Here is a 6,000-nt window from a genome sequence, read left to right as displayed (position 1 = left end):
GCGGCCGCTTCGCGAACCTCCCGCGCGAACTGCTCCGCCTGGTCGGCGGCGCCCCGCAACCCGTGCAGCGGGGCGCCGGCGAAGGAGGGCGTCTCGGCGGCGCGGATCAGCCGGGCGAACTGCGCCAGCCGCTCGGCGGGGAAGCGATCCGAAACGGTGCCCAGGTGCCTGCGCAGCAGTTCGGCCGCCGCGCGCAGCCGCGTCGCCGGCCCCTGGCTCTCGACGAGGCGCGGCTCCACGAACTCGGGTGCGTGCGCGGGGACGTCGCCGATGTGCTGACCGACGATCTCGACGTGCCGGGGGCGCAGGAGACCGCCACCGGGACCATCGGGAACGCCCATCAGGCTGCCCCGGACGCCGGGCTCGACGGGCAGGCCGAGCATCCCGCCGACCGCGTGCAGCCGCATCGGGTCGCCCAGCACCCAACTGGTCTGGTTCGGACGGCCCGTCGCGCTCAAGGTCACCGAGTGGTGCGGCGTCTCCCCCGGCGCGGCGCGCAGCACGCGAACCCGGAGCAGATCACCGTTGGGCAGCACCAGGTTCGGCCGGTTGAACCGCTGGTCCACCGACCGCACCAGCTGGGCCCAGTCCGCGTCGGCCGCGGCGCGGGAGACCGCACCGCCCTGTCCGATGCGGATCGTGGCCTCGCTGACCAGCACACCGTCCTCGGACAACGCCCGACGCACCTCGAACGCCGACCGCTGCACCGCATCACCGCCCGGCAACTCCCGGACCCGACCACGCTGCACCACCGGCGCCGCGTCCAACCGCGCCCGCAACTCAGCCGACACACCCGAACGCGCCCCACCCGACTCCAGCAAACGCGGATCGACGGCCTGCTGCGGCGGCGGCGCCTGCTGCGTGGCCCCGTGCTCCGCGCCGCCTTCGGCGGGGGCCTCGGGCATCGTGGCCGGACCGGGCTCGACGCCGCCGTCGAACATCGCCAGCAGCGCGGGATCCGCGGGCGGCAGCTCGCCGAACGCGACGAACGGGTCTCCGGCGACGACACCGCCGTGGGTCGGGGCGCTGAAGTCGAGCCCCGGCATCGGGTCCGACCCCAGCGGGTTGGCGAAGTCGAGGTTCCCGAAGTCCGCAGGGTTGGCGAAGCCAGCCGGGTTCCCGAAGTCCGCCGGGTTGGCGAAGCCAGCCGGATTCCCGAAGTCCGCAAGGTTGGCGAAGTCCGGGTTTCCGAAGTCCAGGTTCCCGAAATCGGCCGGGTTCGCGAGGTCGGGGGTCTTCCCGAATCCGTCCAGGGCGCTGAAGTCCAGGTTCCCGAGGTTCGCGGACTCGTCGAGTTCCGGGACGCTGAACAGCGCGGTGAGGTCGGGGGCGTCGGAGCGCTCGCCCATCCCGCCGAATCCGTCCAGGGCGCTGAAGTCCAGCGACCCGGACGTGAGCGACCTGAAGTCGAGCGCGGGGAGGCTCAACGCCTCCAGCTCCGAGTCGGTCAGCGGCGGCGCGGACTCGAGGTAGTCCTCGAACTCGACCATCTCGCGGGAGCGGCCGCTGAGGTAGCGCTCGGCGCGCTGCGCGTCCGGGCCCACCAGCTTGTCCTGGAGCCGCTCGTCGAGCGAGGGCGTGCCGTCTTGGCCGAACCGCGCCCGCACGGCGTCGATCCCCGCCTGGTTGCCGATCAGGGTGCGCAGCTCGGCCAGCACCGGAGCCGGATCCACCTCGTCCTTGCCGAGCAGGAAGTCGAGACGCCGCGAGACCCGCTCCGGCCCGGGCTGCACGACATCGGGACGCATGCCCGCCTCGCGGGCCAGCTGCTCGATCCGCCACAGGTGGCGGGGCAGCAAGTCACCCTCGTGCTGGCCCATCAGCCCCTGGTCGTCGATGTCGCGGTTGCGGCGCTCGTGCGGCTTACCGGTGGCGATGTCCGTCGGCATCGGCTGGTCGGGGCGGTTGAACGCCAGGCGTCCGTCGACGGGGTACCAGCCCGCGGCGATCGGTTCGCTGTCGCGCTGCGCGGAGAAGACCCTCGGGTTCACCCCGAGGTGCGCGGCGATGCGGCGGGCCGAGGCCGCCGGGGTGTCGGCGCTGCCCCAGGTCTCCGAGTCGTGGGCGGCCACGCCCTCGGCGTCGCTGACCATGAAGGAGTGGTGGGCGAAGAAGGGGTGGTCGACGAACTCGACCTCCACGGCGTACCGGGCGCGCCGGGGCATCCGGCTCGGGTCGAACAGCTCCCGGACGCCCTGGGACGAGCGCTCGCGCAGTGCCGCGAGGTCCTGGTCGATGTCGGTCACCCGCTGGCGGGCCCGCTCGGCTTCGGCGTCGAGGCGCCGCACCTCTCGCTGGGAGCTCTCCACCTGCCGATCCAGGGCGGCGCCGTCGAACATCGGAGCGCCGTGCTCGTCGGTGAGGCTGGTCAGCGCGTCGCGGTTCTGCTCGTCGAGTTCGAGGGCGTGCCGCGCCGCGGCCAGCTTCCGCTCGGCCTCCTCGAGGGCCGTCCTCCGCTGCTCGATGAGCATGTCGGGGTTCAGGACGGCCTTGACCTTGTACTCCGGGATCTTCTCGCCCTCGAACTCCCGGCTGCCGACCTCGAACTCCCGGGGCGAGCCGTACTCGTCGTAGAGGCCGAAGAAGTGGAAGATCTCGTGCGTCATCGCCCGGCCCGAGCTCGCCATGCCCCAGGAGCTCTGGGAGGCCCGGGCCAGCTCGCCGAGCCGCACCGTGGCGAGGCCGGACTGCGCGTCCTGCGCGAACTCGACCCTGGCGTGGAACTGATCGCCGGAGAACGCCATCCGCGAGCCCTGCAGGGGGTGCTCGGCCAGGTCCTTGCGGACCCGGTCCTTGACGTCCTCCACGCGCCGCTCCTGGCGCGCGAGCTCCGCGGCCGAGGCGTCGGCCTTCGCCCGCAGCCCCGGGAGCTCTGCCTCCGCCGCGCGCAGCTGAGCCCGTGCGCTCTCGGCGAACTCGGAGTTCGGCTCGTGCAGCCCCACCAGCACCTCGGCGGTCGCGCGCTCCTGCTCCTTCAGATCGAGCATCGTCGTGTCGTGACGCGCGCGCTCGCGGGGCGGCGCGAGGACGCTCTCGGCGTCCACGTAGGGGCGGAAGGTGAACTCCTGCACGAAACGGCCGGGTGCGACCTCGATGCGCTGGAACTCGTAGCGCACGGGGCCGCCGAAGAACTGCCCGTAGGTCATCCGCGGCGCCGGGGACTCCGTGCTCACGACGCCGTCCGGGATCGGCCGCCGCAGCGCGTCCAGCTCGGCGGGATCCACCCTGCCCCACTGCCGGTCGAACCAGCTGGCGCGGGTCGCCGTCGCGTGCCGCCAGGCCTGGTCCTCGGGCGCGGGCTCGGGCTTCCCTTCCCACTGCGCGGAATAGTCGGTGACCGGCGCCGTCAGCACCGAGATCGAGTCCAGCAGCGAGTAGTCGCTCTTGACCACCAGCGGGACGCCGAGGCCGTGCAGGGTCCGGCGCTGCGCCGCGGGCACGCCCGGCTGGGCGGCGGCCAGCTCGGCCTCCAGGGCGGCGGTGAGCCGGGTCTCGACCTCCTTGCTCCGCGCGGCGTTGACGGCCGGGTTCTGCTCCGTGCTCCACGAGCTGATCTGGATCTCGAACGGGGGGCGCCCGCCGTCGGCGGCTTCCAGCAGCTCGGCGGCCAGCGTGCGGGCGGTCTCCGCGTGCAGCTCGCGGAGGGAGTCCTGCGGCAGGGCGCCGTCGTCGTCCGGGACCAGCAGGGCCGCCCAGTAGGTCACCGGAGCCGACTCGGCCTCGGCGGTCTCGCCCGGTCCCCCGGTCCGCGAAGTCCCGTCCTCCGCCGTGGCGAAGTCGCCGAAGTCGAGGAGGTGCCCGGCGGACGCCAGGTCGTCGAACTGGTTCCAGAACTCCTCGCCGAGCGGGTCGGATTCCGCGAACCGGTTCCAGAACTCCTCGCCGAACGAGTCGAGGTGGGAATCGGCGAACAGGTCGCCCTGCGGGTACGGGGACGCCGGGAGGTCGCCCGGCTTCGACGCGGGCGCGAACTGCTGGGGCTGCTGCTGCTGGGCCGGGCGACCGCCGAACTCGGCGGGATCCCAGTCGAGTTCGCTCCCGGCGTCCTCATCGCTGCGCGAGCCCTGGCTCTCGGCGTCGAGCATGTCGACGTCGGTCTCGCCCTCGGCGTCGAGGTCGCTGTCCGGTTCCTCGGGCCGGCCCGAGGAACCGCCGTCCATCTCGACGTCGGAATCGCCGTCCCGGCGACCGGAGTCACCGCTGCCGTGCTCGGAACTCGCCTCTCCCTGGGCGTCCCGCTCGACGAGCAGCGCCGTGGCGAGGTCCGCCTCCCCGGTGGCGTAGGGAAGGCCGTCGTCCAGCACCATCCAGCCGCGCGGGTCCTCGACGAACCGGATGGTCCCGTCGTCGGTGCGGAGCACGTCGCGGACCGCGAGCATCCTGCCGTCCCGGGTCAACGCCACCTTCGAGGCGACGTAGACGGTGTTCTCCACGGCCAAGTCCGCGACCCACTCGGCTTCCAGGTCGTCGGCGTGCGGGTTCGGGCCGTCGGCCTCGATGTCCGGGTCGCTCTGGATGACGCCGGAGATGGCCAGCGCGATGGGGTTCTCCCCACCGATGCGGCGTGCGCTCAGCACGTCGGTGAACTGGTGGCCGTCGATCGTTTCGCCGTCCCAGAGCTGCACCAGGTTGGGGTTGTCCCCGACGAGGGTGGCCATCACCAGGTCCGCGCCGTCGGGCAGGTGCGGCAGCCGCCGCACGACCTCCATGACCGACGGCACCGAGTTGCGCGGGTTCGGGAAGAACAGCCCGCCCTGCGGCAGCGCGATGCTCTGCGCGCGGTCGTGGGTGTCGTTCGAGCCGTCCAGGTCCCACGGCTTGGTCCAGGAGAACAGCTGGACGATCTGCGCCTCGGATTCGGGGCTCAGCGGCAGCAGCTCCAGGAAGTCCTGGAGCTGGGCCAGATCCGCATCACCCTTGGCCAGCAGCGCGGGCTTGGACATCAGCTCGTCGAGGCGCCGGTAGATCGACGGATCCTGCGCGGCGGCCAGCATCGCGGCGCTGAGCTCGGCGCGCACCTGCCACTCGGCCTCGGCGAGGCTGCCCGCCCACAGCCGCATCTCGACCCGGTCGGTGGCCTCGCCCCGGACGTGCTCGTAGTTGATCGCGTCGTACCGGGACTCGCCCACCGTGCCGCGGTTGAGCACGCGCAGGTCCTGCGGGGTCGAGACGGAGGCCGGGTCGACCGGCAACGGGTTCGGTCCGACGTAGTCGAGCTTGCGCGAGCCGCTCGGGTCGCTGGCCAACCGGAACAGCAGCGACTCGAAGCCGGTGGACAGCTGCGCGAGCCGCACGTACTGCTGCGGGGTCAGCGGCTCGTCGAAGCTCAGGTTCACGTGCCCGCCGGTGGTCCGGGCGCTCCCGCCGTGGTTCCGGGCGAGCGCGAGCACGTCCGCCAGGTCGCTCCAGGTACCGGGGTCGGCGCCGGGGCGCAGGATCGGCGAGATCAGCTCGACCCCGCCGTCGTCGGACGCCTCCAAGGCCATCGCCCAGGTGCCCGCCGCGTTCGCGTCCCGGACCGAGTCGGCGGACTGGTCGGGCAGCGGGTAGCCCGTGCCTGCCTGGCTGGTGTGCCCGCCGTTCTTCAGGTCCGCGAACAGGCCGCGCACGCGCCGCCCGAACCCGGCCAGGTCGAAGGTGAACTCGACTTCCAGGCCGAGCTTCGTGCCCGGACGGGAGGTCACCCCACCCGGGATGCCCTCGGGGTGGAACGCGATCGGCGAGACGCCCACGTCCGCGTAGGCCTGGGCCTCGGCGGCGATGCTCTCCAACCGCGCGGTGCGGTCGGTGCGGACCTGGTCCAGCAGCTGCCGGGCCTGCACCTCGGAGGCGCGCAGCTGGTCCGGGGTCGCGCGCGACAGTTCCTCGCTGCGCAGCGCCTCCTGCCAGGACGCGAGCCGCTCCCGCGCGGCCTGGTAGCGGGGCTCGTCGGGGGCGGCCCGCAGGTTGCGCTCCAGCGAGCTCGTGGTGCGCCGCACCTGGTCCACCAGCGGCGCGAGC

Annotated in this window: 1 protein-coding gene (cut by a window edge); it reads right to left on the bottom strand. The window is 73.1% G+C overall.

Going from position 1 to position 6,000, the window contains the following annotated elements; translation table 11 throughout:
* Positions 1–6,000, bottom strand: part of the annotated coding region (locus ACL03H_RS21430; protein ID WP_412813089.1) for an amidoligase family protein (this coding region is incomplete at its 3' end). 23,369 nt of the annotated region lie beyond the right edge of the window; 6,000 of its 29,369 annotated nt are in view.

Origin of the sequence: Saccharopolyspora antibiotica, assembly GCF_047200635.1 — a bacterium.
Classification (GTDB): domain Bacteria; phylum Actinomycetota; class Actinomycetes; order Mycobacteriales; family Pseudonocardiaceae; genus Saccharopolyspora_C.
This window is presented reverse-complemented; position numbering and strand designations above follow the sequence as displayed.